Raw genomic sequence first — 26,118 nt, forward strand, 5'->3', positions numbered from 1 at the left:
CGGTGCCGGCCGAGGAATGGAGCCGGTCCGTCAGCACGTAGCTGTTTCCAGCAGGCCGAGGAGGCCGCGGGCCGACGGGCTCGTGGACTCCTCCAGGGGCAGCGCGGTCACACTGTTGTACGTCAGGCGCCCGGCGCCGGCCAGCGGGACCGCGCGCAGGCCTTCCGCCTCCGGTTTGCGCGCGAAATGCTGGGGAACGAGCGCGACGCCCAGCGACTCACGGACCAGCTCCAGCAGGCTGTGGACGTCACTGACCTCCAGTGCGACCTGCCGGCCGATCCCGGCGGCGGCGAACGCCGCGTCGCCGACCCTGCGCGGCCCCCAGTCGGAGTGGAAGTCGATGAACGGCTCGTCGCGCAGGTCGCGCAGGGAGACCTCGTCCGCCCCGCCCAGCGCGTGTTCCGGGTGGCACAGCAGCAGCATCGGCTCGTCCGTGAGCGGCAGCATCCGTACGGTCCGTGGCGTGTCCCCGCAGTCGATGGCGAACGCCAGGTCGAGCCGGCCGCTGCCGACCTCCTCGATGAGCTGCGCGGAAGCTGCCTGACGCAGCCGGATCTCCACCCGCGGGTGCCGCTGATGGAAGCGCGCGAGCAGTCCCGGAACGTGCACGCCCGCGATGCACTGCTCGGTGCCCACGGTGAGCGTGCCGCGCAGCAGCCCCTGGACCGCGGCAACGGCGTCCTTGGCGGCGCGGGCGGCCGCGAGCGTACGCCGCGCCTCGCCCAGCAGCGCGCGCCCCGCCTCGGTCAGTCCGACCGAGCGGGTGGTACGGGCGAACAGCGCCGTGCCCAGCTCCCGCTCCAGCTCGCGCACGGAGGCCGACAGCCCGGACTGCGACACCATCAGTCGCTGCGCGGCCCGGGTGAAGTGGCACTCCTCAGCCACGGCGACGAAGTACTCAAGGTGTCTCAGCTCCATGATTCAGAAGCATAGCTTCTCAAATCATTCGGATTCTTCTGTTGGACGGGATGACGGCGGCCCGGCAGTCTGGGTACGCGGCGGCTGCTCCGCGCAGCGCCCCGCTTCCCGCCGACCGCACTTCCCCAGAGGAGAGCCACGTGTACTCCGCCCACCCCGGCCGGTACGACACCATGCCGTACCGCCGTGTCGGCCGCAGCGGTCTGAAGCTGCCCGCGCTGTCGCTCGGCCTGTGGCACAACTTCGGCAGCGACCGCGGTCTCGACACCCAGCGCGAAATCCTGAGGTGCGCCTTCGACCTGGGGGTCACCCACTTCGACCTCGCCAACAACTACGGCCCGCCCCCGGGGGAGGCCGAGACGGTCTTCGGGCGCGTCTTCGCGGAGGACTTCGCGCCGTACCGGGACGAGATCGTCGTCTCCACGAAGGCCGGGTACCTGATGTGGCCGGGCCCGTACGGGGAGTGGGGTTCGCGGAAGTACCTGCTCGCGTCCCTCGACCAGAGCCTGCGCCGGATGAGGCTGGGCCATGTCGACATCTTCTACTCGCACCGCTACGACCCCGGCACCCCGCTCGAAGAGACCATGGGAGCGCTGCACACCGCCGTCCAGCAGGGCAAGGCGCTGTACGCGGGCATCTCCAACTACCCCGCCGAGGAGACGCGCAGGGCCGCGACGATCCTGCGCGAACTCGGCACACCCTTGCTGATCCACCAGCCCCGGTACTCGATGCTGGACCGCGCTGCGGAGGACGGGCTGCTGGACACCCTGCGGGAGGTGGGAAGCGGCGCCGTCGCCTACTCGCCGCTCGCGCAGGGGCTGCTCACGGACCGCTACCTGGACGGTGTTCCCGAAGGCTCCCGCGCCGCCGGTACGAGCCCGTTCCTGACCGCGGACGCGGTGACGGACGCGCTGGTGTCGCGCCTGCGGTCGTTGAACGAACTGGCGGTCGAACGAGGCCAGTCACTGGCTCAGCTCGCGCTGGCCTGGGTGCTGCGCGACGACACGGTGGCGTCGGCGGTCGTCGGAGCGAGCAGCGTCCGCCAGCTCCGCGGCAGCGTCGAGGCCATTGCCCGGCTGGAGTTCAGCGACGCCGAGCTCCGGCGCGTCGAGGCGATCCTCGGCAAGGACTGAGGGATGAGGGTGTGGGTCAACGTCACGCCGGGCCGTTCGGCCGGGTGTCGTCCCCCTTGATTTCACTGGGGTCCGGCGGTCGCGGGCCGGGGCGTCGGACAGTGGACAGGGCTATCCTGGGTACAGGGACCCTTCGCCGTTGGAGCAGTCGATGCGCGACCACAGTCCCGACCGGGACAAGCGGCGGCGCCCCGTGGCCGGCCCTCCTCCGCCGCAGGCCCGACGCCGTGCGCTGAGGCTGAGACGCCTGCTGGCGGCGGTCCAAATGCCGCTGTATCTGGCCCTTGCCGTGCTGTTCGGCGTATGGGCATGGCGGTCACACGGGGGCTCCGCTCCCAGTCCCTGGGCGCTGGGGGTCATCTCGCTGCTCTTCGCCGTTCTGGCGTTGCTGGCACTTGTCGATGTCGCGGTCATCAGGGAGCACCACCGTCACCGGAGCTCGCGCCGCTGACCGGGTGAAGCGAGCCCCGGTGCGAGAGCGAGAGTGACCGCGAGGGAAGCCGCCGCCATCACGGCCATCCCTGTCGACGGCGAGGTGTACTGGGCGACAGCGCCGGCCAGGGTGGCGCCCACGCCCTGCATGGTGAGCATGCCGGAGGAATGCAATCCGAGGGCATGCCCGCTCAGTTCGTCCGGAGTCAGGACCAGCAGGCGCTCCTGGAGCAACAGGCTCGCCGCGTAGCCGGTGGTGGCGAGCACGACGGCCGCCATCGCGGGAATCAGTGCCGGACGCAGGGCGAAGATCAAGTAGGGGGCGGCGAGCAGGAGGCACAGCGGGACGCCGAGGCGTTGCCGCCACTGTCGGGGAGCGTATCTGCCGACGAGGATGTCGCCGGCCAGCATGCCCAGTGCGCCGCACGCGAAGAGGAGCCCGGCGTGCTGGGGAGCGTACGGGACGTACAGGGACTCGCATCCGACGATCAGCCCATTGGGCACCCAGAGAGCCAGGTACACGCGGCGTCGTGGCTTGGAAGACCACAACAGGGCGTTGTTCCGCCAGGTCAGGGCCATCGACGGCCGGCCGTCGCCGCGCGCAGGGCGGCGGCTCAGACCGAAGCGGGCCACTGCCGCGGCCGCCAGGTACAGGGCGGCGCCGGTGAGCAGCGTGCCGCGCAGCGACAGCGCGGCGATGAGTGCGCCGCCGACGGCGAACCCGCAGATCTGCGTCGCGCCGGTGGACATGTTGAGCGCGGAGCGGCCCAGCAGGTATCCGTCTTTCGCCAGGACCTCGTTGAGCAGCCCGTAGCGCACTCCGCCGCCGAGGGCGGAGACGGCCCCCAGGCCAAGGACGATGGCGAAGAGCGCCGGCACGGGCAGGCCGGGTGTCGCCTGGGCGGCGGTGCCGAGGCCGAAGAGCAGGGACAGGCCGGTCAGTGCGGCACGTGGCGGCAGCCGGTCGGCTGCCGCGAGCAGCGTTGCGGCCCCGGTCACCTGGGCGAGGGAGGGGCCGAACATGGCGAGGGCGGACAGAAGCGGTGAGCCGGTCGCCGTGTGGATCAGCGTGCCCAGGGCCAGCCCGCTCACGGTCTGGGCCGCCACCTGCGCGGCGGACGTCAGGAAGAGCGGCGTGAACTCCGGGACCCGGAAGAGGTCGCGATAGGTGCGCATGGCCGGAGTCTCCGAGGGGCCGCGGAAACGGCGTTAATGTTTCGCGGGGAGGCGAAATCATGGGCTGGTGGCACGTCAGCGCGGACACGCTCGCGGGAAGCCGCTTCGCCCTCTCGCCCCTGGCCGAGGTCACCGCGAGCCTGAAGGACCTGGAGCGGGGTACGGTCGCGCACCCGGGCGAGCGCGCCTGGATGGATGCCCACCTGCCCGCGTACCGAAAGCTGACGGCGGACGACCCGGTGGCCGCACTGCTCGTGCGAGCCGGTCTGGGGCGCTCCTGGAACGCCACCTTCCTCACCCCTACGCCGACCGGCACGGGCGAGCAGACCTTCGGCGACGAGCTGGAGCGGATACGCCGAACGCCGGCCGGGACGGCACGTACGGACCTGGAGGTGTCGCTGGACGGACCGCTTCCCGCGCAGTTGCGGCGCTCCGATCTTCCCGAGCGCGCGGCCGGTCTCCTGGAGTGGGTGTGGACGCGTACAGTGGCGCCGTACTGGCCGCGCCGCCGACGCGTCATCGAGGCGGACGTCGTCGCGCGTACGGCGCGGTTGAGCCGGGGCGGCTGGGCCTGCGCCCTGGACGACATGCGCGCGGGTATGCGCTGGCTCGGGCAGAGCCGCCTGCAGATCACCGCACACGATCATCCGCCGCGTGAGATGTCCGGGGCGCAGTTGATGTTCGTGCCCGTCACTCCCCGCCAGAGCTGGGTCTCATGGGAATCGGACCGCTGCGCCGTGGTCTACCCGTGCTCGGGTTCCCTGGCCGACGTGGGCCGGACTCAGGTACCCGAGCCGCTGCGCGCCCTGCTGGGGCAGGCGCGGGCGGCCGTCCTCGTCCTTCTCGACAGTCCGAAGAGCACGACTCAACTGGTGGCCCTGACCGGTCAGGGACTGGGGTCGGTGGGCCGGCACCTGAAAGTCCTGCTCGACGCTCACCTGGTCCAGCGGCGACGTGCCGGACGTTCGGTCCTCTACTACCGCACGGCCGCCGGTGAGGTTCTGGTGAAGGCCCAAGGGGACGTATGACGCCCGCGCGCCGAAGAGCGTGTCCTGCCATCTGCCATGAATTGCTCAAGAGCACGCCAACAGCACACCATCACGAATCTCAGGCCAGAACATCACCGCTACGTTCCCCTCGTGACATCGAATCGCATCGCATCGTCCATACCGATGAGCACGGGGCGCCGCGCATTTCTGCGGGCCACTGTTGCGGCAACTGCCACTGCTGGAGCGGGAATCGCGCTCGGCCCCTCATCGGCCACGGCCGCGTCGTCGGCCATGACGACGAGCACACCGCACGGCCCCGACGAGGCGCTGCGCGAGTTGGCCGCCGGCAACCACAGGTGGCGGACATTCCAGCAGCGACATCCTCACGAGACACCATTCGTGCGCCAGTCGCTCGTGTCGGGCCAGAGGCCGTTCGCCGTCGTCCTGGCATGCGTCGATTCCCGCGTGCCGCCGGAACTGGTCTTCGACCAGGGGCTCGGCGACCTCATGACGGTGCGGTCGGCGGGCACGGTCCTGGATGAGGCCGTACTGGGCAGCGTCGCCTACGGCGCCCTGGAACTGGGCATACCCCTGATCATGGTCCTCGGGCACCAGTCGTGCGGCGCGGTCTCCGCCGCCGTCCGCGCAGAAGGGACCGGGGAGCAACTCCCGGCGCACATACAGTACTTGGCCGATCAGATACGCCCGGCCATAGACCACGGCCAGCACGGCGACGCCCGCATCGACTCGACGATCAACCGCAACGTGGGCATGATCCGCACGCGGCTCGCAGCCGAGCGAGACCTGGCGGACCGGGTCGCTGCGGGAAAGCTCGCCATCGTCGGAGCGCGTTACGAACTCCACTCGCAACGCGTGCATGCCATCGCCTGACCCCGTACTCACTTCCGGGCATGGGGCGATCCGGCGGCCGCCTTCCTTGCCCGGTGCCGGCTGGTGGTGAGGCGCGTGCCGCCGCGGCGGCGGCCCTGTTCGCCGCGCTCTACCACAACGGACGACCCCGTGCGGCGAAAACAGCGTTACGACGGCTTGATCCGGAGTCCATGAACGGTTTTCGGACAACGATCCGTGACTCACGAGTGCACAGACAACCCATGCTGCCCTCCACCAACTCTCACAGGCCGGAGACAGTTTCGCGATCAGAGCCCTTCGCGCCTCGTCGGCCCGACCGGATCCTTGCGCCGGCTGTCCCTCCACGGTCCCAGCAGGCACTCGGAGAACGAGGAACGATGACCAGATTCCACCAAGCCCGTCCATGGCGTGCGGTGATCGCCGCCGCTGCGGCGATCACCGTGACCGCCGGTGTCGTCGCCGCCGCGCCCGACGCCGAGACGCAGGCCCAGCCCACGCCGAAGCTCAGCCTGATCGCCGCCTCGACAGCGGTGACGCTCGACTCGTGGAAGGAGGACCCCGGCGTCTACCTGGACCTCGGTACGTACGTCACCGCCGAGAACGGGCCTCTCGAACTCAAGGTGACCCGCAAGTCGTACAAGGACCCGGTCGTGGCCACCCAGGTCATACGTGAGGGGACGAGGACCCTAACCAGAACCCTTCCCCCCGGCTTGGTGAAGGACTTCGCGGGGCTGCCGGGCTTTGCCAAGGTCACCATCACCGACGCCAGTGGCAGGAAGGTGATGGACAAGCTGGAGGCCTTCTGCCCGAACAACGCCTCCGGACGGGTACGTCCCGACGCCCCGGCCAAGTCGAAGTACCCCGAGAGCTGCCCCATCAACCCGTTCACGCTCGGTTCGGTGTGGGGCGTCGAGAACGGCTGGGCGTCCAACACGTACGCGGGCTACTACTCCGCCCCGGTCGCCCTGCCCGCCGGGAAGTACACCGCCAAGGTGTCGGTGACCAAGCGCTACCGCGACCTGTTCGGCATGGAGAACAAGCCCCGTACGATCAAGGTGACCGTACGGGAGCGCAGTTACGACGACGAGCGACCGGGTGCGGGCTCGGCGGCCGCCATGCGCCACGGGGCGCAGGGGTCGCACGGGTCGCAGGGTTCGCACGCGGCCGGGGGGCATTCCGGTCACGGCGCGATGCGCGCGCCCGCCCCGGCCGCCGCGACGAGCGGGGCGGGTCCGTCGTACAACGTGGGCCACGGACCCCACACTCCCGCACCGCCGGCCCTCCCCTGGTCGCTCAAGAAGGCAGCGCTCAGGGCGGCGCCGGTGGGCGACGCGGCCGGGCAGACGGACGGCTCGCGGAAGGCTCCCGCGGTGAAGCCCGCCGCGAAGCGGCCGACCGGTACGCCGAGCGTGCCCGACGTGCCGAAGCCCGACCTCCGTTCGCTGCCGGCCTACGGCATCACCATCAGCAAGGGACAGGGCGACACGGCGCGCAAGGACTACCTGGCCTTCAGCGCCAACGTGTGGAACGCGGGTCCCGCGCAGCTGGTCGTCGACGGGTTCCGTACTCCCGGCAAGGAGCTGATGGACGCCTACCAGTACTTCTACGACGCCAACGGGAAGCAGGTCGGCTACACGCCGACCGGCACCATGGAGTGGGACCCGCGTCCGGGTCACGAGCACTGGCACTTCACCGACTTCGCCAGCTACCGGCTGCTCAAGGCCGACAAGAAGGAGTCGGTGCGCAGCGGCAAGGAGGCCTTCTGCCTGGCCAACACCGATGCCGTCGACTACACCGTCAAGAACGCCAACTGGCACCCGGGCAACACCGACCTGTCCACCGCGTGCGGGCAGGAGAACTCGATCTCTGTCCGTGAGGTGCTGGACGTCGGCTCCGGCGACACGTACACCCAGGACCTTCCCGGCCAGTCCTTCGACATCAGCAATCTGCCGAACGGCACCTACTACATCCAGGTGCTGGCCAACCCCGAGAAGCGGCTGAAGGAGACCAACCTGAACAACAACAGCGCTCTGCGCAAGGTCGTCCTGGGCGGCCGGGCGGGCGCTCGTACGGTGACCGTGCCCGCGCACGACCTGGTCAACGCCAACTGACATTCCCTTGTCGTGGCCGCCGTCGTACCGGCCTGGAAGGCGGGTACGACGGCGGCCACGAAGGTCCTTGGAAGCAGGGTTACGACGGTGCCAGGCGCAGCAGGAACAGCGCGGTGTCGTCCGTACGGTCGGCCGTCGGCAGTGCGCGCCGCATGAGTGCGTCGGCGAGAGCGTCGAGGTTGTGGTCGCCGTCGCCGAGCGCGTCGGCGAGGTCCGCGGTCGCGTCCTCGATGTCGGTGCCCGGCCGTTCCACCAGGCCGTCGGTGAACAGCGCGAGGACCGCGCCCGGCGGCAGGTCGATCTCGATCGCCTCGTACGTGGCCGAGGGGTCGATGCCGAGCAGCAGGCCGGGTGGCATGGCGACACTCTCCGCGCGTCCGCCGGGGTGCCGCAGGAGGGGCGGGAGGTGGCCCGCGGTCGCCAGGCATGCCCGGCGGCGGGCGAGGTCGATCTGGACGTACAGGCAGCTCGTGAACAGTCCTGGATTCAGGTCCGTCAGCAGGCGGTTGGTGCGGGCGAGGACATCGTCGGGGGCCGCTCCGGCGATGGCGTGGGCGCGGACGGCGGTACGGACCTGGCCCATCAGGGCGGCGGCGGTGACGCTGTGCCCCTGGACGTCTCCCATGACGGCGGCGGCCGTGGTGTCGTCGAGGCGTACCAGGTCGTAGAAGTCGCCGCCGATGTCCATGCCGCGGGTGGCCGGCAGATAGCGGGCCGTCGCCTGCAGGCCGGTCAGCGCCGGCAGTTCCTGGGGCAGCAGACTGGCCTGCAGGCTGCGGGCGAGTCCGCTCTTGGTGTCGTACAGATGTGCGCGGTCCAGCGCCTGCGCGGCAAGACCGCCGAACGCGGTCAGAAGCGCCCGTTGGTCGTGCCCGAATACGTGGGGCCGGTCGTAGGCCAGTACGCAGCAGCCGATGGGGCGGCCGGCGGCGACGAGGGGCAGGAACGCCCAGGCGTGGTTGCCGTCGTCGGCCAGGGCGCGGGGAAAGGCGTCGTGGAGTTCGCGGCGGGAGGCGAAGAAGGCCGGTTCGGCCGTGGTCACCGCGCGGCCGCTGGGGTGGTCGGGCGACAGGGGTGCGCCGTCGAAGCGCTCCATCTCCCGGGCCCCGTAGCCGTGATGGCCCCGCAGGCGCAGCTTGCCTGCCTGTACGGCGAACAGGGCGACCGCGTGCGCGCCGAAGCTGGGCGCGATCTGGTCGACCACCAGCTTGATCACGTCGGGCACGCTGAGCGCTTCGGTGAGCGCGGCTGCCAGATGCGCCAGTTGGTAGAGCACGCCCGCCCGGGTCGGCGCTGCTCCCGTGGCCGGGGCGACGGCGGAGTCCGGCAGTGGCCGGATCGCGGCTCCGGCGCCGGCTACCGCTTCAGCTCCGGCTCCAGCTCCGGTTTCGGCACCCGTACCCGCTCCGCCCGCCGCCCCGGCCTCGCCCAGGCGGGAACGGGCGATACGCACGCTGATCCCCCGGGCGTCGGGGTAGAACTCGAAGGACAGCCACAGGTCATCGGGGCGCCGGGCGGTGAACGACGTCGGGCGGCGGCTCATCACGGCCGACCGGTAGCGGTCTTCGAACACGGGGTCGTCGAGCCACGGCAGGACTTCCCACGGCCGTGTTCCCAGCAGCACGGGGACTGTGCTGCCGACCAGCTCCGCCCCGGTGGGGGTGATGAAGGTGATCCGGCCGTCGAGGTCGAGCGCACAGCAGCCCTCCGGAAGCCGCTCGGTGAAGTCCACCGCCGCCAGGGACTCGGCCTGCGTGACCATACGACGCCGCGGCACCGGGACGATTCTCGGCTCGGGCGTGGGCAGGATCGGATGGCCGCTCTCCTCCGCCCGGCGCAGAGCCGCGCCGACATATCCGGAGGCCTTCTCGATCACCAGCTGCCGCTCCCGCTCGATCACCAGCGGGTGGGAACCCGGCCACAACAACACCAGCCCGCCCCAGGTCCGCTGCGCACTGACCGCCGGCGCGGCCGCGAGGGCGAACGAGTACGGCAGCGCGAGGCCGATCCGCGGATAGCGGCGGGCGAGCTCCCCCTCGGCACCGACCCACACCAGGCGGCCTTCCCGGACCGCCTCCGCCAGTGGCCCCGAGGCGGAGATGCCCACCCTGGCCCAGGGCATCGCGAGGCTGGACGGCACTCCGGCGAGCACCGCGGCGGACAGTACTTGCCCGCTCGACGTCAGGACGTAGATCCCGCCGCCGTACGCGTCGGACTCGCGCAGCACCCGGGAAAGCAGCCGGTCCAGTACCTCCGGCTTTCCGGTCTCCTCCTCCGGCGCAACCATGGGCTACCGGCTTCTCGCACAACACGCCTCAAGAGACATCACCTCTGGACGTTACGCCCATAACGGCCGAGATCGCACCCGCAAGGCGCCGTACCGGTGCCGGTCGAGGTGCGACCCCGAGGTCCTCACTGCCGCCCGCCCCGCCCTCTCAGGCGCCGGCCACCAGCAGCCCTCCCATCGTGACCATGGTCGCGGCGACCAGGCCGTCCAGTACCCGCCAGGACGTGGGTCGCGCCAACAGGCCGCTGAGCAGGCGGGCCCCGTAGCCGAGGGTCGTGAACCAGGTCAGGCTGGCGAGTACGGCGCCGAGCCCGAAGGCCCAGCGCAGCGTGCCGTGGTCGGCGGCGACGGAGCCGATCAGCAAGACGGTGTCCAGGTAGACATGCGGGTTGAGCCAGGTCATCGCCAGGCAGGTCAGCACGGCCTTCCGGGCGGAGCCGGCCGTGGCGCCCTGCGCCGTCAGGGCCGCGCCGGGGACGGGCCACAGCACACGCCGGGCGGCGAGGACGCCGTAGCAGATCAGGAACCCGCCGCCGGCCAGGCCGACCACGGTCAGGGCGGCGGGCCACGCGGTGACCACGGCTCCCACTCCGGAGACGCCGAGCGCGATGAGGAGCGCGTCGGACAGGGCGCAGATGGCCACCACCGCGAGGACGGCGTGCCGCCGGGCGCCCTGGCGCAGGACAAAGGCGTTCTGTGCGCCGATGGCGACGATGAGGGAGAGTCCGGTGCCGAAGCCGACGAGTGCCGCCGTGATGATTCCGTGGGTCATGCAGACGACGGTATGGATCATTGCGTCATCAGTACAGCTAAAGGTTCTAACGTACCCTTAGCGTTTGTGATGGATGAGCTGCCCCTGGACCTGGTGCGTACGCTGCTCGCGGCGGTGGACGAGGGCACCTTCGACGCGGCCGCCGCCGCCCTGCATGTGACCCCGTCGGCGGTCAGCCAGCGGATCAAGGCTCTGGAGCAGCGCACCGGCCGGGTGCTGCTGATGCGTACGAAGCCGGTGCGCCCGACGGAATCCGGGCAGGTCGTGGTGCGGTTCGCGCGTCAGCTGGCCCGGCTGGAGCTGGACGCGCGGGCGGACCTGGGCATCGCCGACGCACGGGGCCCGGCGCGGCTGCCCATCGCGGTCAACGCCGACTCCCTCGCCACGTGGTTCCTCCCGGCGCTCAACCGCGTGCCGCAGGATCCTCCGGTCTGTTTCGAGCTGCACCGCGAGGACGAGGCCCACACCACGGCCCTGTTGCGCGAGGGGCAGGTGATGGCGGCGGTCACGTCGTCGCCCGACCCGGTCGCGGGCTGCACGGTACGCCGCCTTGGCCTCGCCCGGTATCTGCCGGTGGCCGGCGGCGCCTTCGCCGCGCGCCACCTGACCGGGCCGCTGGAGCGCGACCTGCGCGACGCCCCGGTGATCGTCTTCGACCGCCGCGACGACCTTCAGGACGCCTTCGTACGGTCCCTCACGAACGACGGGACGGGGGCGGGCCCGGTGCGCCACTACGTGCCCACGTCGGAGGGGTTCTGCGACGCGGTGGCCGCCGGACTCGGCTGGGGACTCGTACCGGAACCGCAGGCGGAACCGCTGTTGCGCGCAGGCGTGTTCACCCTGCTCACGCCCGGCCGGCGCGTGGACGTTCCGCTGTTCTGGCAGCAGTGGAAGCTGGACTCGCCCGCCCTGGCAGCCGTGGCGGAAGCGGTGGCCAACACGGCCGCCGAGACTCTGCGCCACCCTGAGTGAGCCGGCCGGGCCTGCGGGCTGCGGCGTTTCCCTCTGTGCGGCGAAGCCTTTGGGGTGATCTGTCGCAACCGGCGCGGACACCCCGCGTTGATCAGCCCGCGTGATCAACATTCGCCCGTCCGCGGACCTCCCCGCAACTGTCAGGAGCCAGCCCATGCTGTACGGCAAAGCCTTGAGCGACGAGATCGCCTCCGCGGGGACGACACCTCTCATCGGCGTGTACGACATGTACTCCGCCTCCCTCGCGGCCGCGCATTACGACGGACTCTTCGTGTCCGGATTCGGCTTCGCCGCCTCGTACTACGGGCTTCCCGACATCGGGTTCATCGCCTGGCCCGACATGGTCGCCTTCGCCGAACGCCTGCGGGGCGCGTTCCCGCGGCACCACCTGCTCGTGGATATCGACGACGGCTACGTGGACGCGGAACTGGCCTGCCACGTGGTGCGGCGTTTGGAGCGGTCAGGCATCTCGGGAGTGGTCCTGGAGGACCAGAAGCGCCCGCGCCGCTGCGGCCACACCGAAGGCAAGCAGGTCCTGCCGCTGGAGATGTACCTCGCGAAGCTGAACCAGGTACTCGCGAGCCGGACCGACCTGCTGGTCGTCGCGCGGACCGATGCCACCGACGACGAGGAGATCCTGCACCGCGCGAGCGCCCTGGCGGCGACCGACGCGGACGTGGTGCTGGTCGACGGGGTGCGCAGTGTCGAGGCGATCCGCCGGATCCGTGGAGTCATCGGGAACAAGCCGCTGCTGTTCAACCAGATCGCCGGGGGCAGGTCCCCGCGGCTGTCGCTCTCCGAGCTCGCCGCGCTCGGGGTGGATGTGGCGATCTACAGCACGCCGTGCCTGTTCGCAGCGCACCGCGCGATGGAAGAGGCCATGGCCGAACTCAAGGCCACGGACGGACGCCTGCCCTCCGTCGACGGCAGCGGCAGCTCCCGTGCCGGTGCCGCTGTCGGTGTCGGTGTCGGTGTCGGTGTCGGTGTCGGTGTCGGTGTCGGCGAGGTCACCGCGATGCTGACGGAGAACCTCCGCCGCCACAGCACGCGCTGACCCACGAACCGCCCGTCACTTCGTGGTCAGGCCGCTCGAAGTCAGTGCGGCTGCCTCGGGCCCGGGTACAGCCTCCGCCGTACCTGCCACTCATGGACGAGCCGCCCGGCCAGCCCCCCTCCGTACACCACGAATCCCACTCCCACCAGCCAGGACTGCAGGACCAGCACCGTCCCGAACGGGCCGAACGTCACCGCGTTCGACGCGATCAGCGGCGAGAAGACGTACTGCGAGAAGATCCGGAGCCCGAGCAGCCCCACAGCCGTCAGGGCAGCCCCGGGCGCCAGTGCGCGCCAGCGGATCCGGCCGCAGAGCAGCAGCCGCTGCGACGCCCAGAAGAAGAGGAACAAGCCGACGACGTCGCCCCCGGCGACCAGCATGGTCACGACGGCGGGCGACCCCTCGGGAGCAGGAGTCTTGACAAAGAGCAGTAGGGCGGCGACCAGCATGGCCAGCCAGACGACGTGACGCCACATCGTGTGCCATCGCGCCGTCGGCAGGTCCCAGACGCGTTCGTACCCGGTCTGCACGGCGGATCCGAAGGTCACGCCGAACGCGGCCAGCGCGGCCAGACCGAATGCCGTGGTCCGCTGCAGTGCCTGCCCCGGCCGTCCGAACAGCTCCTGGATCTCCGCCTGCGACACCTCGGACACCCCGAGGCCTGTCACCAGCCACCGGGCGAAGCCCTGCCCGCTCGGCAGGTCGGCCGCGGCGACGACGATCAGGAGGGGCACCAGCGTGAGGAAACTGAGCGCCGCGAAGCCCATGGCGCGGTGCATGAGCTCCACCTCGCGCCCGCGCTGCCAGGTGAGTCCGACAACCGAGTCCCCCAGCCGTCGCTGCAGTCGGTCGAACGCATGTCCGTGCTGCGGGTGACCATCTTGCGGCGCACCGGAATTCAGGGGCATGTCCCGTGGAGTACCCGTAAGCGCTCGCGCCCCCTCGGACGTGCCTCCGAACGGGTGCCCCGAGGTTCAGCCTCGGCTACGGGTCCTTCACCGAACGGCGCCGCACCTCACAGACCGGTGGCACGAGGAAGCCTCGGTCGCGCCACCGGCCTTTCTTTCGTACGGCGAACCCCGGCAGTGCGGGGCCCGGCCCTCACCAGTAGTGCCGTCGACCACCCACCGCGCGCCCCAACGATCCCAGGATCCAGAGGACGGCCCCGATGGCGACCAGAACGATTCCGATGGTCCACAGGATGGCGATGTCGGCCACGAAACCGATGATGAGCAGAATGATTCCGAGGACGATCATGGTGTCCTCCGATCTTGCGGGAACGATCCTTCCACCCAGGGTGTCCCCACTCCCCATCAGGCCAAACCAGAATCCGCTCATACCGGCCGATGCCGCAGCGGCGCTACGGCTTCCACCAGGCGGACGAGGCATCGCGCAGCGTGTTCGTGCCGCAGTGCACCTCGCCCTGGCCGAGGTGGTACGTGTACCAGTCGTCGAGGTACGACACCTTCATGCCCGCCCCGGTGTACGCGGCGTTCACAGCGGAGGTGAATATGTCCTTGTCGCCGATGACCGGTCCCCATTGCCGCGGGGCCAGATAGCGGTTCCTGCCGAGTACGATCCCGTTGACAGCCCCCGGGACATAGGCACTGGTCATGACGGTTTCCGGGCCCTGCCCAGCACGGTCGGCGTGCCGCGCGAGCTCCTTCTGCTGCCCGTACTCGCGGACCGCGTCGGGTACCTCGCCGGCGCCCATCCGCGTCAGCCGCGGCATGCGCTCACCCCGCTCACCCTCTTCCGTACCCCGCGTGTAGAGCGCGGGCACCCGTACGACCTCGGCGTCGGTCGCACCCGTCGCGCGCTGGAGCACCTCCAGGTTCGCCTTGATCCGCTTCGCGGCCATGGCGTTGTCGGCCACCAGCCACTTCGAGGCGAGCGCCTGGTCGATGGTCTCCTTGGGGGCGGGCATGTCCTGACTGTCCGGCACCGAGAACATCCGCGTCCTGCCGTGGCCGGCCTCCTGCGCCTCGCGCAGCAGGCGCAGCCCCGCCTCCGGATCGGCGATTGCGATCTTCCAGCCGCGCGGGGTGCCGGCGGGGAGGAACTGGACGAACTCGTCCACGTGGCCCACGTGCAGCCACGAGGTGTCGAGGAGCAGCGGGTCCTGGAAACCCTGGGACTTCAGGAGCGTCCGCATCGCCTTCGCGGGCTTCGAGCCGATGTCCTTGCGCTCGCCCATGATGATGCGCCCGGCCGGGAAGGACCGGCCGCCGTGGGTGTACGGAGGGATGGTCTCCAGGTTTCCCATGGAGTTGAGGGTCCACTCCTCCGAGTCACGGACCCCGGACACCTGCACCACACCCACGCCGTTGCCGCGCAGCTTCTCGAACAGCTCCCGGCCGGCCTCACGGTCCGCCTGCGCCGACCGCAGCATGACGCGCATCGCCTGCCGGCGCCCGCCGGGGCCGGCCATGCTCACGTAGCCGGGCTCGACGAAGTCCTGTGCCCAGATGTCCCCGTACTTGTCGAAGGTCAGCAGCGGCTTGTCGATCCCGGCGGACTTGACCTCGGCCGCGAGGCCCTTGACGAAGGCATGCTGCCGGCGCGCGTACTCGTCCCTCCCCGGCACCTTGGTGACCATCAACTGCTGGGCGTTCTGGAGGTGGTGGTGGGTGAGCAGCGGGGCGACCCGCAATGTGACGTCGTCCGAGGTGCTCTTCCCGCCGGAGGTCACGGTCAGGCGGATCACAGCGCGGCCGTCCCAGGCGGCGCTGTCGCGTATCACGTCGGTTCCCTCGACGCCGAACTCCACGCCGGAGCGGAGTTCCGCGGCGGACAGGCGGGTCCTGGCCGTGACCACTGTCCAGCCTGAGGAGCGTTTGACGAAGACCCGCGTCTTCTTGCCGCCGGCCACGATCTTCAGCGTGCCGGTCGCCGTGGCGGGCAGCTTCGCCATCGGTACGGACCGCACCCGGGCCAGGTCGGCCGCGTCGCCCGCGCCGTTGACCTTGGCGTCGGCCGCGTCGTTGCAGGCGGCCAGCTTGGCGTCCGGCAGCCGTCGGCCGTCCGGGCCCTTGACCGCGCAACGCCTGGTGTCGTCGTCGATGTTGGGCAGGAAGACCGCCCCTCTGCGGGCGGACCAGCTGTCCTCACCCGCGGTGTCCGCCGCGCCGGTGACGTCCACCCGCCCGTCCCGGTTCACGTCCACCCGGAGGTCTGCCCGCGGCGGACCGGTGGCGAACGCCGGTGACACCGGCGCCAGTACGGCCCCTATGACAGTGAGAGCCACTGCCGCGCTTCTCGCCCGGCTCGTACCCAAGACGCATCCCTTCCTGGTGATCGGTTGTCAGACGGGAAGAGGCCGGGGACGAGCGGTGCGTTGCTTGCCGGCGCCGGGATCATCCCGGAGGTGTGCCGGGGTGCGGCTGGTGGACAAGGCGGCATCAGTCCGCGGCATGACGAAATGTGAGGCGTGGTCGGGTACGGGCGTGAGACGGCGACCGGCGGTATTCCCCCACACCCGGCGAGGGTTCACAGTTTCTTGAATTCAGAATCTCGTGTACCGTCCTGGCCGTGCTGACTCTCGCGTACGACATCGAGGTGCTTGCGCGGTTCGGCCGCGCGCTCGCCGACCCGATCCGCTGCCGGATCCTGCTCGCCCTGCGCGCGGCCCCGGCCCATCCCGCCGATCTCGCCGACGCCCTGGAGATCTCGCGGACAAGGCTGTCGAACCACCTTGCCTGTCTGCGGGACTGCGGCCTGGTCGTGGCCGTGCCCGTCGGCCGCCGGACACGCTACGAGCTCGCGGACGAACGGCTGGGGCACGCGCTGGACGACCTGCGAACCGCCGTGCTGGCGGTCGAGGCGGACCGTACCTGCCCGGACACGGAAGACAAGGATTGCTGCTGATGACCGCCGGGATACCCGTGGGCACCGACCCGTCCGCCCGCGCCGCCCGTGAAGTACTGACTCGCCGGATACGGCTGCTGGTCGCGGCGACCATCACCTACAACGTCGTCGAGGCCGTCGTCGCGATCACCGCGGGCACGATCGCCTCCTCCACCGCGCTGGTCGGCTTCGGCCTGGACTCCGTCATCGAGGTGTCCTCCGCCGCCGCGGTGGCCTGGCAGTTCTCCGCCCGCGACCACGCCGTCCGCGAGGCCCGCGAGAAGACGACGCTGCGGATCATCGCGCTCTCGTTCTTCGCGCTCGCCGCGTACGTCAGCGTTGACGCCGTCCGCTCTCTGAGCGGCACCGGCGAGGCGGACCGCTCCATTACCGGCATCGTGCTGGCGGCCCTCTCCCTGGCCGTGATGCCGTTCCTCTCCGTCGCCCAGCGCAAGGCCGGGCGGCGGCTGGGTTCGGCCTCGGCGGTCGCCGATTCCAGGCAGACCCTGCTGTGCACCTACCTGTCCGTCGTCCTCCTGGTGGGCCTGGTCCTCAACGCCACGCTCGGGTGGTCGTGGGCCGACCCGATCGCCGCTCTCGTCATCGCCGTCATCGCGGTCAGGGAGGGAGTCGACGCCTGGCGCGGCGAGGGCTGCTGCGGCTGACCCTCTGGGACGAGCCGGACGAAGCGATCACGCACACCGCTTCGACCGCGACCGGGACCGCTTGTGCCGGTCATACGGCCTCCGCCTCACGCGGGACGGGAGCGTCGCGCCGGGGCCGCAGGATGCCGGCCGTACAGGCGGCGATGACGCAGAAGGCCACGGGCAGGAAGAACGTGAGGTTGAGCGGGACCCAGTGGGTGAGCGGTCCGATGACGGCGGGCCCGGCGAGCATGCCGAGGTAGCCGAGGCCGGCGACACGGGAAACGTTGACTCCGGAGGCGTCCGGGTCGGCGTGGCCGGCGGCACTGAAGAGCTGCGGGATGCAGCCGGACAGCCCGGCCCCGAACATGGTCCAGCCGATCAGCGCCAGGGGAATCCACGGGGACAGCGCCGCCATGGTCAGGCCGAGCGCGGCGACGGAGGCGCCGTACCTCACGATGGCCACCGCTCCGAAACGCGCGGCCACCCGGTCGGCAAGCAGACGACCGACGGTCATGGCGGTGGCGAAGGCCCCGTACGCAAGGGCGGCGGTCGCGGCGGGCGCGTCCAGGACATCCCGCAGATGAAGCACACTCCAGTCGTTGGCCACACCTTCGCAGAGCATCAGCATGAGTGCGAGAGCGGCCAGTACCCAGATGCGCCGGGGTGTCCTGCGGGCCGCCTTCGCCCCGGCGGTGGGGGCTTCCGCGGCCGGGACCTCTGCCGTGCGGGCGGGCTCGGGCCGCAGCAGCGCGGGGGCGGCCACCAGGGCCGCGACGAGGCCGAAGAGCGCCACCGCTGCGAGAGTTACCGCCGGACTCACCCCCCAGCTGAGCGTGCGGGCGCCGACGAGAGCGGCCAGTACACCCCCGACGGAGAAGGTGGCGTGGAACGCGGACATGACGGGCCGCTCGTAACCGCGCTCCACCTGAACGGCGTGGGCGTTCATGCTGACGTCCAGGCAGCCGTTGCCGAAGCCGAGTACCAGCAGCGCCGCCCCCAGCGTCCAGGTGCTCGTGGCCAGACCGGGCAGGACCACGGCGGCACTGCACAGTGCCGCGCTGACCGGTACCGCAGTGCGGGCGCCGTAGCGGTCGGTGAGCGGGCCGACGATCTGCATGCCGGCGAAGGCTCCCGCGCCGAGCAGCAGCAGGAGCCAGCCGAGCACGGCATGGCTTGTCCCGGCACGATGCTCGATGGCGGGGATGTGGACGATCCACATCCCCATGAGGAAGCCGTTCAAGGTGAAGTACGCGAAGGTGGCCAGCCGACCGGCCCGCAGTGATCTCTCCATGCATACGAACATAACGAACAACCAGCTTGTTCGAAAGATTGCATTGGAAACAGGATCGATGTTCAATGCGAGTATGGGGAGCACAGACCGATGGAGACAGATCACCGATGCCGTGCGCGAGGCGGGCCGCATGGGTGTCGCGGAGCTGGCCGGACTCACCGGCGCTTCGGAGATGACCATCCGCCGCGACCTGGAGGTCCTGGCCGGCCAGGGCGTTCTTGAGCGCTACCGCGGAGGAGCGAGGAGCCTGCTGCTGTACGGCGACGAACCCCCGTTCGCGCTGCGTGCGCGGGAGGGGCTGGAGAGCAAGCAGCGCATCGCCGCCGAGGTCGCCGCGCTGATCGCCGACGGCGAGTCCGTCGTCCTGGACAGCGGCACCACCTGCCTGGAAGTGGCCCACGCGCTGGAGCACCGGCGCCTGACCGTGATGCCGTTGTCCCTCCACGGAGTCAACGCGCTGGCCGGGGCACCTCAGCTGACGCTGCTGGTGCCCGGCGGGCGACCACGACCGGGTGAGCTGGCGCTGACCGGCCCGCTGACCACGGCGTCGCTGGCCGCCGTACGCTTCGACACCGCCGTGATCGGCTACTGCGGACTGAACCCCGCGGACGGCCTGACGGCGTACGACCTGGACGATGCCGCCGTCAAGCGCGCCGCGATCGCTTCGGCCCGTCGCGTCATCGCCGTCGCGGAGTCCGCCAAGCTCTCCCGCACCGCCCTCGCCTTCGTGGCGCCCCTCTCCGCCCTCCACGTCGTCGTCACCGACGAGGCAGCCCCGGACGACGCGACCGGCGCGCTGGCCGCGGCAGGCGTGACCGTACGAAAGGTGTGAGACCGGGCCCTGCCCTGGCGTCCCTGAGCATCGCAGGCCATACGGGCCTAACGTGGAAGAACGGTAGCAAGCTCCTCTCCCTGGAAAGGAACGACCGGCTATGACCGATACCGGAACCCAGAACGTCAGTGGGAAGCACGGCGACCCCGCCAGCCGGGGACGGACCACCATCGCCGACAGCGCGGTCGAGAAGATCGTCGGAATGGCGGCCCGCGACGTGGCCGGCGTCCATGCGATGGGCAGCGGAATCTCGCGGGCCTTCGGAGCGGCGCGAGAGCGCGTGCCCGGCGCGGCCAGGTCCGTTTCGAGGGGCGTCAAAGTCGAAGTGGGTGAGAAGCAGACGGCGGTCGACCTGGAAATCGTCGTCGACTACGGCGTCTCGATCACGGATGTCGCCGGCGCCGTGCGAGAGAACGTGATCTCCGCGGTCGAGTGGATGACGGGCCTGGAGGTCGTCGAGGTCAACATCGCGGTCAGCGACGTGAAGCTTCCGGAGGAAGAGGAAGAAGAGGAAGAAGAGCAGCCACGGCTCCGCTAGCCGGCCTGCCGGCTCGGCCGCACACGGTCTGCTCTCCGGTTACGTTTACGTCCGCACGCGCTGTCCGGCGATACAGCTCACTTGTCGCTCGGCGGCGTCGGCTCACTTGTGTCGCTCGGCGCCGCCCGCGACGAGGCCAGCACCCCGATCTTGTCGATACGGTGCTCCGGGTTGCCCTTCTCGTCGCGCCAGAAGTTCCCGGCAGCGTCGTCCTCCGGCGTCGCACAGGTGGAGAGCGTCATCATGGCCTTGGTGGGCTGCTTGCCCGGCGAGCCCGGGACCGCGGCCCGCTGCTCAGCCAGTGACCGCTCCGAGCGGAACGACGTCATCCTGGTGTCGGTGATTTTGTACTCGTAGACCTTGCCGCCCGCCGTGACGAACACGGAGTCGCCCTCGTCGACGGACGGGAGTTCGCGCAGGGGGCCACCGGCCGAGAGGCGGTGTGCCGTGACGAGGTAGTTGCCGACTTCGCCGGGCCCGACACCGCCTTCATCGCCGTACGGGCTGGCGGCCACACCACGGTCCTGGATCCGCGTGCCTGCCCAGTCGTCGGTCGTCCCCTCGTACGGGACGACGCGCAGGTTCACGAGGCCGATGGACGGAATGGCCAGCAACGCCGTCTGCTTCCGCGTGCTGCTCTCGGGCGCAGCCGGCTCGGCACTGGACAAGGAGGGCGCCGGCCCGGCGATCGTCGCCGATGCCGCCGAGGCGGTGTCCGGCGAGAGCACCGCGACCGTAGCGGCCGCGGGTTTGTCCGCTGCGCCGTCATCAGCGCCGGTGGCGCAACCCACCAGGGCGACGAGGAGAGTGCCTGCGAGGGCGGCGGGGACGGGGCGGGGAGTGAACATGGCATTCCGGATCACGGGGGGGCGTCGGACAACGCCTGCGGAAAGGGCGCCCAGCTTTCCCACCAGAACAATCCGAACCGATCAGGTGTTCCCGCCCCGAACATCGTCACCATGCCCCCTCCCGCAAACAACGGCACTGGCCTTCGATATCGTCCGGCCAGCACCGTGCGAGGAGATCACCGATGAGCGCGACACTACGCCTGGGGGCCGAGCCCAGGACCAGCCCGCACGAAGTGGAACACGAGGTGAGGTACGCGGATACCGAGGGCGGGACCCCGCGCGTGGCAGCACACGTAGAACGCGAGCTGCCGCCCGGAGGCGTCCCGCAGCGGCCTGCGCACGCGCTGGACGGTGAGTCAGACCGGCGCGCCGGAAGCTGTCGGCTTCAAAGGCCGGATCTTCTGGTGGTACGTGTGGTGGCTGCTCTTCCCGCTCCAGGCCGCGATAGCCGTAGGCAGCCTTGTCGGGGGCGGCGGCGACGGCGCACGCGGGCCCCGGCGGATCATCTGGCGTACCAGGAAGGAGACGCCGCTGGAGTTCCGGTCCGGTGACGACGAAGTGCGCGTACACGTGGACTGGGTCGACTGGCGGCTTGCCGCCGCACTGCTGCTGCTGGTCCGCAGCTTCGGTCACTCCTGCTGGGACACGGTGAATCAGTAGAGGACGGAGGGGAGATACGCCCCGGCGGGCTCGTTGTAGAGGCCGATCGTCATGACGCTCATCAGCTGTTGCACCTTGAGGCCGTTTCCCAGACACCACTGGAGCAGCGCGCTGTTGGACGCGGGGACGAGAATGCCCGTGCCGCCGAAGGCGGGCGCCGCGGCGATGAGAGCACTGATGTCCTCAGTGCTCTCGCCGACCGCGTGCGCGAAGAAGGACAGGTCCGTGGCGTAGCCCGTGATACGCCCGCCGTGTTCGGTCACGCGGGCTGTGCCCATTTTGATCGCGTCAGTGAGTTCACCGCCGCGGTCGGTCCCGTGAACCTTGCGGCACACCTGGTTGCAGGCCGCCACATCCGCGTCCGTCGCGGGCCGCACCTCGTACCCCGGTACGGTCTTTCCGATCGGCGGCCCCTGCAGGCAGGCCACGGTTTCACGGAACTCGAACCCGAGGCCGGCGTAGAGGGCGAACGACCTGGAGTGATACCCGCTCTGCAGCAGCCGGATGCCGGGCACACGCCGCTCGGCGGCCCGCTGCATGACGTCCTGCATCAGCCGGCGCCCCACGCCGCCGTTCTGGGCGGCCGGGTCCACGGTGACGGGCCCGACGCCGACGACGGGCGAGCGCTCGTCGAGGAAGTTGCTGCCGACGATCCGGCCGTCGATTTCGGCGACGACACTGTAGAAGCCGGGATGGTTCAACAGCGTCTCCATCATCCCGCCGGCCGCGTCCGCAGCAGGAGTGTCCGACGGGAACCCGTGCTGTCGGGCGATTCCGGAGAAGGCATCGAAGCAGATCCTGCCGGACTCCGCGGCATCTTCGGGCCTTCCTGGGCGCAGTACGAGATCCACGATCCGATGCACCTCCTGTATCCGCTGCCTCAAGCCCTTTCCGGCCGGGGGGCTCTCCTTCCATCAAACGTGCAGGCCGCGCCCGCGGCAAACCGGTCCGACCGCCCTGCCGGTCTGTCGCGGGCGCGGCGTATGCCGCGTAGGCCCCTCTAAGCGTCAGCGGGACGCACCTGGACCGCCGCCGCTGGGTCCTGGTGCCCGCCGCTGGCGAGCATCCGCACCTCGTCCCGGTCGCTGATCTCGGCCAGGACAATGCCGGTGTCGTCCGCGTACACCGGATGACCACCGGGCCCGTTCCGATCCGTACGGTGCACTTCCACGACATCCGCAGCTTCCGGAACGGCTGCGGATGTGCCTGGATGCACGAAAACCAATTCGTAGCGATCGAACCTGCCCATGTCGTCGCCTCCTCGATGAGAAGCCACCAGCCCCGCCCGTATGTCCATAATCACGCATTAAGCGCCCGGGGGGTCCATTTCGCTGTTGTCGTTCAGATGTGGAGTTCGGGCGGGAAGCCGGTCCAGCGCAGTTCCGCGGGCAGGTGCCGCATGTCGTTGTAACAGAGCACGGAGGACGGCCTGCCGGGCGCGTACCTGATCACTGTCAGAGCGGCGTTGCAGTGGTTGAGGCCCATCCAGCGCCACTCGGGCGCGTCGTGGGCGGCTCGTACCAGCCATCCGATGAGGAAGTTGTGGGTGACGACCAGTTCGTGGCGAGGCTGACGGCCCGGCGCCGGTCCTGTGAACTGCGCGAGCGCTTCCCTGGCAAGCTCCGGACCACGCTCGCGCTCATCTGCCGGAAACCGCGCGAGGAAGCCCAGCAGGGAATCGGCCGAATCCGGCGGCAGCTCCTGCTTCCGCGGCAGGTAGGGGAGGTAGTCCCCGGCAGCCTCCGACTGACGCAGTGGTACGCCGTCAAGCTGTTCGCCGATCAGCCGTGCCGTCTGCGCCGCCCGGGGCAGCGGACCGTGATGGATCGCGGACAGGGGCGCAGCGCGGAGCCGTTCACCGAGCAGAACGGCTTGGCGGCACCCGTGTTCGGTCAGAGACGTCTCGTCGGGGGACGCCTCACCGTGCCGGGCGAGATACAGGTACCGAGTGGCCGTGTCCGTCATGTCCGAGGTCCCCCGAGAACGTCCGTGACTGTGATCTTGCGCATCGAGCCGGTGGACGCAGGGGCCTTCCCCTCGGTTCCCGCTGCGCCCCGGCCACGCGACAATCGCGTCGACGCCGACGTACCCGCCGCCTACGCTCACCCGTATGAGCAGCAACGGCACGGTACGACGGCCGCTGGTCGCCGTCCTCAGCGGAGCCGGGATCTCCACCGACTCCGGCATCCCCGACTACCGCGGGCCGAACGGCCTGTGGCGGCGTGACCCGCAGGCCGAGAAGCTCGTCACGTACGACTTCTACATGGCCGACCCCGAGGTCCGGCGCCGCGCCTGGCGCATGCGCCTCGACAGCCCCGCCCGGCGTGCCCGGCCGAACGACGCCCACCGGGCGATCACCGAGCTGGAACGCTCCGGGGTTCCGGTCCGGGTCCTCACCCAGAACGTCGACGGACTGCACCAGCTCGCGGGGCTGCCTGCCCGCAAGGTGCTGGAACTGCACGGGACCGCCCGGTCGACGGTGTGCACCGGTTGCCACGCCCGGTCTCCGATGGAGGAGGCGCTGGCGCGGGTGGAAGCGGGTGAGGAGGACCCGCCGTGCCTCGCGTGCGGGGGCATCCTCAAGTCGGCCACGGTGATGTTCGGGCAGCGGCTCGACCCCGCGGTGATGGGTGAGGCTTTGGCGATCGCCAAGGCGAGCGACGTGTTCGTGGCCGTCGGCACCAGCCTCAAGGTGCAGCCGGCCGCGTCGCTCGCGGGGATCGCGGCGGAGTACGGCGCACGGCTCGTCGTCGTCAACGCCGAGCCGACGCCGTACGACGAACTGGCCGACGACGTCGTACGCGAGCCGATCGGGACGGCGCTGCCCGCCCTGCTGAAGCGCTTGGCGGCCTGAGCCCGAGGGCGGACCCTCCGCGTACGGCCGGCAACGGCGCTGCTTGCGGACGTTTCGTCCTACCAGCGCGTCGCCCTCGCGCGCACAGCGCTGAAGTCCATCGCCTGCTCCACCTCCCGAAGAGTTTCCTCGGCGGCCTGGCGTACCTCGGCAGGTACATCGCCCCGCTCCTCTACGAGGCCTGCATAGATCGGTGCCTCGGCACGGTTTGCGGAACTCACGTCGAAGAGTGCCCTTCAAGTCGGTACGTGCGGTTCTCTGGCGGCAGCCAGAACGGAGGACGAGTGTAGGTGGTCCGTGGAGCACCGGAGCAGGCCGCCCCCGTTGCCCGTACTCCGCGCCCGCAGCCTACGGCGTGGCCTCATCGCGACTCATGGCAGGTGCCACGTCGGAGGCCGCGGGACACCGCCAGGGTTTATCGAGCTCCGGCGCCGGCCCTGGCCGTCTCCGAGCGGAAGCCGTGACCGACTTCGGGGGCAAGGCCGTGATAATGACGGAAGTTGTAGATGAGAGGGCTCCACACAGCGGGGTCTATGTGCTGGGTCCCCGGCACCACGATGTGCTCATCGGCATGCACGCGCAGGACTTCGCACTCGACGGTGAAGAACAGCCCCGCGCCGCCGGCCGTCATCGCTGTCACGGTCGCCTCCAACTGCAAGGGGCATTCGGCGACTCGGGCCGGCCGCACCTCCTGCGCATCCTGCGGCCGGAGCCCGGCGGCGGAGAATTTGTCGCCCTCGTACCGGTACACCTCGCGCTTGCTCATCGGGACCGGGTCGGCGCCGGTGAGCGGCGCCAGGCGTTCCACCGACTCCCACAGTTCGGGCGAGGGCAGGTTGATCACCAGTTCCGGCCGTGCGGAGAGATTCCGGGCCGTCTGGCTTTCGCTGCCCAGGCCGAGGACAACGTGCTGCCCCAGCGCCCAGGCCGACGAGATCGGCGCCAGATTGCAGGAGCCGTCCTCGTTCTCCGAAGTCACAAGGACCACGGGCGTTCCGAAGTAGAGAATGCTCGGCCGGATCACCAGGTGTCTGTCGTCGGCGGTGTGTTGTTCGTGCTTGTCGGTCTTCATGGCCCGGAACGCTAGACGTCTGACACTTTGATGCCGGCCGAACTGACGAAGGGCGAGAATGAGCCGGTGACCAGCCGCGACTCGCACGCCGACAGCCCGGATCTCGCCTCCCTGGCAGCCCTTTTCGCGGACCGTACCCGCGCCGCCTTCTGCCTCGCGCTGCTCGACGGCCGGGCCTGGACGGCTACGGAACTGGCCCGCCTCGCCGGCGTCGCTCCGTCCACCGCGACTGGTCATCTGCACCAACTGGTCGCCGGCGGAGTGCTGGCGGAGGAGCGCAGTGGCCGCCACCGTTACGTTCGCCTCACGGGCCCGGACACCGCCGAGATGATCGAAGGGCTCGCGGCCCACGCACCGCAGCGTCCGACTCCGGTCCGCTCGCTGACGGACGCCCGTCGTCGCCGCGCCCTGGCCCACGCCCGTACCTGCTACGACCACTTGGCGGGCGCCCTGGGAGTGGCGATCACTGACGCCATGACCGCGCAGGCCCTGCTCGCCTGGGACTACGGCCCCGCTCTCACCGAGTCCGGCGCGTCGTGGCTGCGCGGCCTCGGGGTGGCCGACGACCGCTCCGGCACTTCCCGCCGCCCCCACGTCCGTACGTGTCTCGACTGGACCGAACGCCGCGCCCACTTGGCCGGGGGCGGTGGGCGCCGCCCTCTTCCGCCATGCGCTGGAGGCCTCCTGGCTCGTACGTCAGGGAAGTACGCGCATCATCACGCTGACGGACGAGGGCCGCGACGCGCTGCGTCGTCACCTTTCACTTCCGGACGAGGTGCTGCTCGCGGGGGCCGACACGGCGAGCTGAGCCGATCG

General features: G+C 70.4%; 26 protein-coding genes and 1 pseudogene. 14 read left to right on the plus strand and 13 right to left on the minus strand.

Going from position 1 to position 26,118, the window contains the following annotated elements:
* Positions 1-30: 30 nt before the first annotated feature.
* On the minus strand, positions 31-918 hold the full coding sequence (locus tag J7E91_RS13370; RefSeq protein ID WP_214902728.1) for a LysR family transcriptional regulator: 888 nt from the start codon (positions 916-918) through the stop codon (positions 31-33).
* A 140-nt stretch (positions 919-1,058) separates the two neighbouring features.
* Between J7E91_RS13370 and J7E91_RS13375 the strand changes: the two genes are divergently transcribed.
* Both J7E91_RS13375 and J7E91_RS13380 read left to right on the plus strand, forming a co-directional pair.
* Positions 1,059-2,051, plus strand: a complete 993-nt coding sequence (locus J7E91_RS13375) for an aldo/keto reductase (protein WP_308376488.1) — start codon at positions 1,059-1,061, stop codon at positions 2,049-2,051.
* 151 nt (positions 2,052-2,202) lie between these two features.
* Positions 2,203-2,502, plus strand: coding sequence for a hypothetical protein (locus tag J7E91_RS13380; protein ID WP_214902731.1), 300 nt, complete (start codon positions 2,203-2,205; stop codon positions 2,500-2,502).
* Here the strand turns inward: J7E91_RS13380 and J7E91_RS13385 are convergent.
* A complete protein-coding gene (locus J7E91_RS13385; RefSeq protein ID WP_214902734.1) occupies positions 2,481-3,659 on the minus strand; it encodes an MFS transporter in 1,179 nt (392 codons plus the stop codon). The genes J7E91_RS13380 and J7E91_RS13385 overlap by 22 nt on opposite strands.
* 59 nt (positions 3,660-3,718) lie before the next feature.
* Here J7E91_RS13385 and J7E91_RS13390 point away from each other — a divergent pair, with 59 nt between their 5' ends.
* The 3 genes from J7E91_RS13390 to J7E91_RS13400 all read left to right on the plus strand — a co-directional run bounded on the left by J7E91_RS13390 (position 3,719) and on the right by J7E91_RS13400 (position 7,629).
* Positions 3,719-4,687, plus strand: a complete 969-nt coding sequence (locus tag J7E91_RS13390) for a winged helix-turn-helix domain-containing protein (protein WP_214902741.1) — start codon at positions 3,719-3,721, stop codon at positions 4,685-4,687.
* A gap of 144 nt (positions 4,688-4,831) precedes the next feature.
* Positions 4,832-5,539 (plus strand): carbonic anhydrase, encoded by a 708-nt coding sequence (locus J7E91_RS13395; RefSeq protein WP_214902745.1) that lies wholly within the window; start codon positions 4,832-4,834, stop codon positions 5,537-5,539.
* A gap of 356 nt (positions 5,540-5,895) precedes the next feature.
* Positions 5,896-7,629, plus strand: coding sequence for a lysyl oxidase family protein (locus J7E91_RS13400; protein WP_214902750.1), 1,734 nt, complete (start codon positions 5,896-5,898; stop codon positions 7,627-7,629).
* Positions 7,630-7,708: 79 nt separating this feature from the next.
* Here J7E91_RS13400 and J7E91_RS13405 read toward each other — a convergent pair whose 3' ends face one another.
* The gene (locus J7E91_RS13405; protein WP_214902755.1) at positions 7,709-9,916 is read right to left on the minus strand and encodes a SpoIIE family protein phosphatase; all 2,208 of its coding nucleotides are present in this window, start codon (positions 9,914-9,916) and stop codon (positions 7,709-7,711) included.
* A 148-nt stretch (positions 9,917-10,064) separates the two neighbouring features.
* A complete protein-coding gene (locus J7E91_RS13410) occupies positions 10,065-10,688 on the minus strand; it encodes a LysE/ArgO family amino acid transporter (RefSeq protein ID WP_214902760.1) in 624 nt (207 codons plus the stop codon).
* A 69-nt stretch (positions 10,689-10,757) separates the two neighbouring features.
* Between J7E91_RS13410 and J7E91_RS13415 the strand changes: the two genes are divergently transcribed.
* Positions 10,758-11,660: a LysR family transcriptional regulator ArgP gene (locus J7E91_RS13415; protein ID WP_214902765.1), complete on the plus strand. Its 903-nt coding sequence runs from the start codon at positions 10,758-10,760 to the stop codon at positions 11,658-11,660.
* A 154-nt stretch (positions 11,661-11,814) separates the two neighbouring features.
* Positions 11,815-12,714, plus strand: coding sequence for an oxaloacetate decarboxylase (locus J7E91_RS13420; protein WP_214902771.1), 900 nt, complete (start codon positions 11,815-11,817; stop codon positions 12,712-12,714).
* A gap of 41 nt (positions 12,715-12,755) precedes the next feature.
* Here the strand turns inward: J7E91_RS13420 and J7E91_RS13425 are convergent, their stop codons facing one another.
* The 3 genes from J7E91_RS13425 to J7E91_RS13435 all read right to left on the minus strand — a co-directional run bounded on the left by J7E91_RS13425 (position 12,756) and on the right by J7E91_RS13435 (position 15,961).
* A complete protein-coding gene (locus tag J7E91_RS13425) occupies positions 12,756-13,622 on the minus strand; it encodes a YhjD/YihY/BrkB family envelope integrity protein (RefSeq protein ID WP_214902776.1) in 867 nt (288 codons plus the stop codon).
* Between the two features lie 193 nt (positions 13,623-13,815).
* Positions 13,816-13,971 (minus strand): DUF6131 family protein, encoded by a 156-nt coding sequence (locus tag J7E91_RS13430; protein ID WP_214902780.1) that lies wholly within the window; start codon positions 13,969-13,971, stop codon positions 13,816-13,818.
* A gap of 103 nt (positions 13,972-14,074) precedes the next feature.
* Positions 14,075-15,961 (minus strand): protein-arginine deiminase domain-containing protein, encoded by a 1,887-nt coding sequence (locus J7E91_RS13435; RefSeq protein ID WP_308376491.1) that lies wholly within the window; start codon positions 15,959-15,961, stop codon positions 14,075-14,077.
* 284 nt (positions 15,962-16,245) lie between these two features.
* Here J7E91_RS13435 and J7E91_RS13440 point away from each other — a divergent pair, with 284 nt between their 5' ends.
* Positions 16,246-16,581, plus strand: coding sequence for a helix-turn-helix transcriptional regulator (locus J7E91_RS13440; RefSeq protein WP_214902788.1), 336 nt, complete (start codon positions 16,246-16,248; stop codon positions 16,579-16,581).
* Positions 16,581-17,225, plus strand: coding sequence for a cation transporter (locus J7E91_RS13445; protein ID WP_214902791.1), 645 nt, complete (start codon positions 16,581-16,583; stop codon positions 17,223-17,225). The genes J7E91_RS13440 and J7E91_RS13445 overlap by 1 nt, the downstream gene beginning before the upstream one ends.
* A 70-nt stretch (positions 17,226-17,295) precedes the next feature.
* On the opposite strand, the gene J7E91_RS13450 is transcribed toward J7E91_RS13445, so the two are convergent.
* Positions 17,296-18,498 carry an MFS transporter gene (locus J7E91_RS13450; protein WP_214902794.1) on the minus strand — a complete coding sequence of 401 codons (1,203 nt, stop codon included), beginning with the start codon at positions 18,496-18,498 and terminating at the stop codon, positions 17,296-17,298.
* 73 nt (positions 18,499-18,571) lie between these two features.
* On the opposite strand from J7E91_RS13450, the gene J7E91_RS13455 reads away from it, so the two are divergent.
* Together J7E91_RS13455 and J7E91_RS13460 are read left to right on the plus strand one after the other, a co-directional pair.
* Positions 18,572-19,330, plus strand: coding sequence for a DeoR/GlpR family DNA-binding transcription regulator (locus tag J7E91_RS13455; protein ID WP_214902797.1), 759 nt, complete (start codon positions 18,572-18,574; stop codon positions 19,328-19,330).
* A gap of 100 nt (positions 19,331-19,430) precedes the next feature.
* Complete coding sequence (locus J7E91_RS13460) at positions 19,431-19,868, plus strand: Asp23/Gls24 family envelope stress response protein (protein ID WP_214902800.1); 438 nt, start codon at positions 19,431-19,433, stop codon at positions 19,866-19,868.
* A 77-nt stretch (positions 19,869-19,945) separates the two neighbouring features.
* Here the strand turns inward: J7E91_RS13460 and J7E91_RS13465 are convergent, their stop codons facing one another.
* The gene (locus J7E91_RS13465; RefSeq protein ID WP_214902803.1) at positions 19,946-20,716 is read right to left on the minus strand and encodes a class E sortase; all 771 of its coding nucleotides are present in this window, start codon (positions 20,714-20,716) and stop codon (positions 19,946-19,948) included.
* Between the two features lie 351 nt (positions 20,717-21,067).
* Here J7E91_RS13465 and J7E91_RS13470 point away from each other — a divergent pair, with 351 nt between their 5' ends.
* On the plus strand, positions 21,068-21,376 hold the full coding sequence (locus J7E91_RS13470) for a hypothetical protein (RefSeq protein ID WP_251015604.1): 309 nt from the start codon (positions 21,068-21,070) through the stop codon (positions 21,374-21,376).
* Here the strand turns inward: J7E91_RS13470 and J7E91_RS13475 are convergent.
* The 3 genes from J7E91_RS13475 to J7E91_RS13485 form a co-directional block, all read right to left on the minus strand.
* Positions 21,370-22,227, minus strand: coding sequence for a GNAT family N-acetyltransferase (locus J7E91_RS13475; RefSeq protein WP_214902806.1), 858 nt, complete (start codon positions 22,225-22,227; stop codon positions 21,370-21,372). The genes J7E91_RS13470 and J7E91_RS13475 overlap by 7 nt on opposite strands.
* A gap of 149 nt (positions 22,228-22,376) precedes the next feature.
* A complete protein-coding gene (locus J7E91_RS13480; RefSeq protein WP_214902809.1) occupies positions 22,377-22,625 on the minus strand; it encodes a DUF6296 family protein in 249 nt (82 codons plus the stop codon).
* A 92-nt stretch (positions 22,626-22,717) separates the two neighbouring features.
* Entirely contained in the window at positions 22,718-23,341 is a 624-nt protein-coding gene (locus tag J7E91_RS13485; protein WP_214902810.1) for a histidine phosphatase family protein, read from the minus strand.
* Positions 23,342-23,486: 145 nt separating this feature from the next.
* Between J7E91_RS13485 and J7E91_RS13490 the strand changes: the two genes are divergently transcribed.
* The gene (locus tag J7E91_RS13490) at positions 23,487-24,230 is read left to right on the plus strand and encodes a Sir2 family NAD-dependent protein deacetylase (protein WP_214902813.1); all 744 of its coding nucleotides are present in this window, start codon (positions 23,487-23,489) and stop codon (positions 24,228-24,230) included.
* A gap of 415 nt (positions 24,231-24,645) precedes the next feature.
* Here the strand turns inward: J7E91_RS13490 and J7E91_RS13495 are convergent, their stop codons facing one another.
* A complete protein-coding gene (locus tag J7E91_RS13495; protein ID WP_214902816.1) occupies positions 24,646-25,302 on the minus strand; it encodes a flavin reductase family protein in 657 nt (218 codons plus the stop codon).
* A gap of 30 nt (positions 25,303-25,332) precedes the next feature.
* On the opposite strand from J7E91_RS13495, the pseudogene J7E91_RS13500 reads away from it, so the two are divergent.
* A pseudogene (locus J7E91_RS13500) lies at positions 25,333-26,110 on the plus strand (ArsR/SmtB family transcription factor).
* The last annotated feature ends 8 nt before the right edge of the window (positions 26,111-26,118 follow it).

The organism is Streptomyces sp. ISL-99 (assembly GCF_018614005.1).
GTDB classification, from domain to species: domain Bacteria; phylum Actinomycetota; class Actinomycetes; order Streptomycetales; family Streptomycetaceae; genus Streptomyces; species Streptomyces flavidovirens.